At 56.7% G+C, this 3,788-nt stretch carries 2 rRNA genes (1 of these 2 running past the window's edge); both read right to left on the minus strand.

From position 1 onward, the window contains the following. Window positions 1–68 precede the first annotated feature (68 nt). Window positions 69–3,187: ribosomal RNA gene (locus tag LUM46_RS26545) — 23S ribosomal RNA — on the minus strand. 533 nt (window positions 3,188–3,720) lie between these two features. Next, window positions 3,721–3,788, minus strand: a 16S ribosomal RNA gene (locus tag LUM46_RS26550); it runs 1,481 nt beyond the window's last position. Together the 16S and 23S rRNA genes form the textbook arrangement of a ribosomal RNA operon.

The raw sequence follows: 3,788 nt of genomic DNA on the forward strand, positions 1-3,788 counted from the left end.
GCCCGTGACTCGGGAACCGCATAGTGGACGCGTAACAATCAAAGAGAACTTATTAGATGTGTTGTTATGTTGTGAAGTTATCGGCAGTTAGTACCGGTCAGCTCCGACAGTCGTTAGTCCTGTCTTCCACATCCGGCCTATCAACCCAGTGGTCTGCTGGGTGCCTCTCACACCACAAGGGTGTATGGAAACCTCATCTCGAAGCAGGCTTCCCGCTTAGATGCTTTCAGCGGTTATCCCTTCCGAACGTAGCCAACCAGCCGTGCTCCTGGCGGAACAACTGGCACACCAGAGGTTCGTCCGTCCCGGTCCTCTCGTACTAGGGACAGCCCTTCTCAAGTTTCCTGCGCGCGCAGCGGATAGGGACCGAACTGTCTCACGACGTTCTAAACCCAGCTCGCGTACCGCTTTAATGGGCGAACAGCCCAACCCTTGGGACCTACTCCAGCCCCAGGATGCGACGAGCCGACATCGAGGTGCCAAACCATGCCGTCGATATGGACTCTTGGGCAAGATCAGCCTGTTATCCCCGGGGTACCTTTTATCCGTTGAGCGACGGCGCTTCCACAAGCCACCGCCGGATCACTAGTTCCGACTTTCGTCCCTGCTCGACCTGTCGGTCTCACAGTCAAGCTCCCTTGTGCACTTGCACTCGATACCTGATTGCCAACCAGGCTGAGGGAACCTTTGAGCGCCTCCGTTACATTTTAGGAGGCAACCGCCCCAGTTAAACTACCCACCAGGCACTGTCCCTGATCCGGATCACGGACCGAGGTTAGACATCCGAAGCGATCAGAGTGGTATTTCAACAGTGACTCCACCCGAGCTGGCGCCCTGGCTTCACAGTCTCCCACCTATCCTACACAAACCGCACCGAACACCAATACCAAGCTATAGTAAAGGTCCCGGGGTCTTTCCGTCCTGCTGCGCGTAACGAGCATCTTTACTCGTAGTGCAATTTCGCCGAGTTCGCGGTTGAGACAGCGGAGAAGTCGTTACGCCATTCGTGCAGGTCGGAACTTACCCGACAAGGAATTTCGCTACCTTAGGATGGTTATAGTTACCACCGCCGTTTACTGGGGCTTAAATTCTGGGCTTCGCCCGAAGGCTGACCCGTCCTCTTAACCTTCCAGCACCGGGCAGGCGTCAGTCCGTATACATCGTCTTGCGACTTCGCACGGACCTGTGTTTTTAGTAAACAGTCGCTTCTCCCTGGTCTCTGCGGCCCTCCCCGCGTCCCCCAGCAAGTGGGTTAACGGTTCAGGCCCCCCTTCTCCCGAAGTTACGGGGGCATTTTGCCGAGTTCCTTAACCACGATTCTCTCGATCGCCTTAGTATTCTCTACCTGACCACCTGAGTCGGTTTAGGGTACGGGCGGCTAGTCCCTCGCGTCGAGGCTTTTCTAGGCAGCATAGGATCACCAGATTCCCGCATACGCGGTCACTATCAGCTCTCACCCTTGTGCCCCACGGATTTGCCTATGGGACGGGCTACAACCTTGGACGTGGACAACCATCGCCACGCCTGGCTACCTTCCTGCGTCACCCCTGTTAATACGCTTACCTACTACCGGATCAGGTCCCACGCCTTACTCACGATGTCACCCGAAGGCAACGGTGTGAGCTCGGGGTGGTTAGTATCACCGGGCTCGGTATGGGCGGTACTTCGCCGGTAGGAGAATATCAACTCCTTGTCCATCGACTACGCCTGTCGGCCTCGCCTTAGGTCCCGACTTACCCAGGGCGGATGAACCTGGCCCTGGAACCCTTGGTCATTCGGCGGACGGGATTCACACCCGTCATTCGCTACTCATGCCTGCATTCTCACTCGTGTAGGCTCCACCGCTGGATCACTCCGCGACTTCACTGCCCACACGACGCTCCCCTACCCACCCACACACCTGAACACACAGAACAAGTCTGGTGCTGGGCTAACGTATGAGTGCCACGGCTTCGGCGGTGTGCTTGAGCCCCGCTACATTGTCGGCGCGGAATCACTTGACCAGTGAGCTATTACGCACTCTTTCAAGGGTGGCTGCTTCTAAGCCAACCTCCTGGTTGTCTGGGCAACTCCACATCCTTTCCCACTGAGCACACGCTTAGGGGCCTTAGCCGGTGATCTGGGCTGTTTCCCTCTCGACCACGGAGCTTATCCCCCGCAGTCTCACTGCCGCGCTTGCACTTACCGGCATTCGGAGTTTGGCTGACGTCAGTAACCTGGTGAGGCCCATTAGCCATCCAGTAGCTCTACCTCCGGTAAGAAACACGCGACGCTGCACCTAAATGCATTTCGGGGAGAACCAGCTATCACGAAGTTTGATTGGCCTTTCACCCCTAACCACAGGTCATCCCCCAGGTTTTCAACCCTGGTGGGTTCGGTCCTCCACGCCGTCTTACCGGCGCTTCAACCTGCCCATGGCTAGATCACTTCGCTTCGGGTCTAGACCCGGCGACTCATTCGCCCTATTCGGACTCGCTTTCGCTACGGATACCCCACACGGGTTAACCTCGCCACCGAGCACTAACTCGCAGGCTCATTCTTCAAAAGGCACGCCGTCACCCCTACTAGGGAGGCTCCGACGGATTGTAGGCACACGGTTTCAGGTACTATTTCACTCCCCTCCCGGGGTACTTTTCACCTTTCCCTCACGGTACTTGTCCGCTATCGGTCACTAGGTAGTATTTAGGCTTAGCAAGTGGTCTTGCCAGATTCACACGAGATTTCACGGGCCCCGTGCTACTTGGGATCCCCTCAACCAGGCCGCACCATTTCGTCTACGGGACTCCCACCCACTACGGTCCGGTATTCAACCCGGTTCGACTATGACACGGCTTTCTTACTGGCTGAAGAACTGTCAGATTCTTCCAGAAGGTCCCACAACCCCGCACACGCAACGCCTGACAGCTTGACACGCATACGGTTTGGCCTCATCCGCTTTCGCTCGCCACTACTCACGGAATATCTCTTCCTGTCGGTACTGAGATGTTTCACTTCCCGACGTTCCCTCCACACGCCCTATACATTCAGGCGCGGGTAACCGAACATGACTTCGGCTGGGTTCCCCCATTCGGAGACCCTCGGATCACAGCTCGTCTGCCAACTCCCCGAGGATTATCGCAGGCTACAACGTCCTTCTTCGGCTCCTAGTGCCAAGGCATCCACCAATGTGCCCTAAAAAACTTCAGCAACACTACAATCACAGAAACCAAGATGACCACAAAACAAGGAACCACAAACCCGAAGGCTCATGGCCCAACAGTTTCACGATCGCAATCTTGGAAAATTTCAAAGATGCTCGCGTCCACTATGCAGTTCTCAAGCAACGGACGAACCCACCAGGCAACCTCGCGACACCACTACCAGCAAGCTGGCGGGTATGACACGAACCTCGTGACCCGTACTCGAACCAGAAACACTCAACCACCCACTCGCTCACAACACTCATGAGGAGCAGGCCGGCCGGTTGCCTCAGGACCCAACAGTGTGCTTGGCGAACCCCCACCACCCCGACTGGCCACGTTCCAACCCGTGCCACCCTCCCGAAGAAGGACGCACCAGGCGTACTAGCAGCCACCCCGAACAGGGAGACTCTTCGTCAATGTTCCACCCATGAGCAACCACCCCAGACACGTACGGCCTGGGCATGGCCTCTGCCACCAGCACCAACCCGAAGGTCAGCAACCCCCAGTATGTGGGGCCTGGTGGAGATGAGCTCCTTAGAAAGGAGGTGATCCAGCCGCACCTTCCGGTACGGCTACCTTGTTACGACTTAGTCCCAATCGCCAGTC

Source organism: Promicromonospora iranensis (assembly GCF_028994805.1).
Lineage (GTDB): Bacteria > Actinomycetota > Actinomycetes > Actinomycetales > Cellulomonadaceae > Promicromonospora > Promicromonospora iranensis.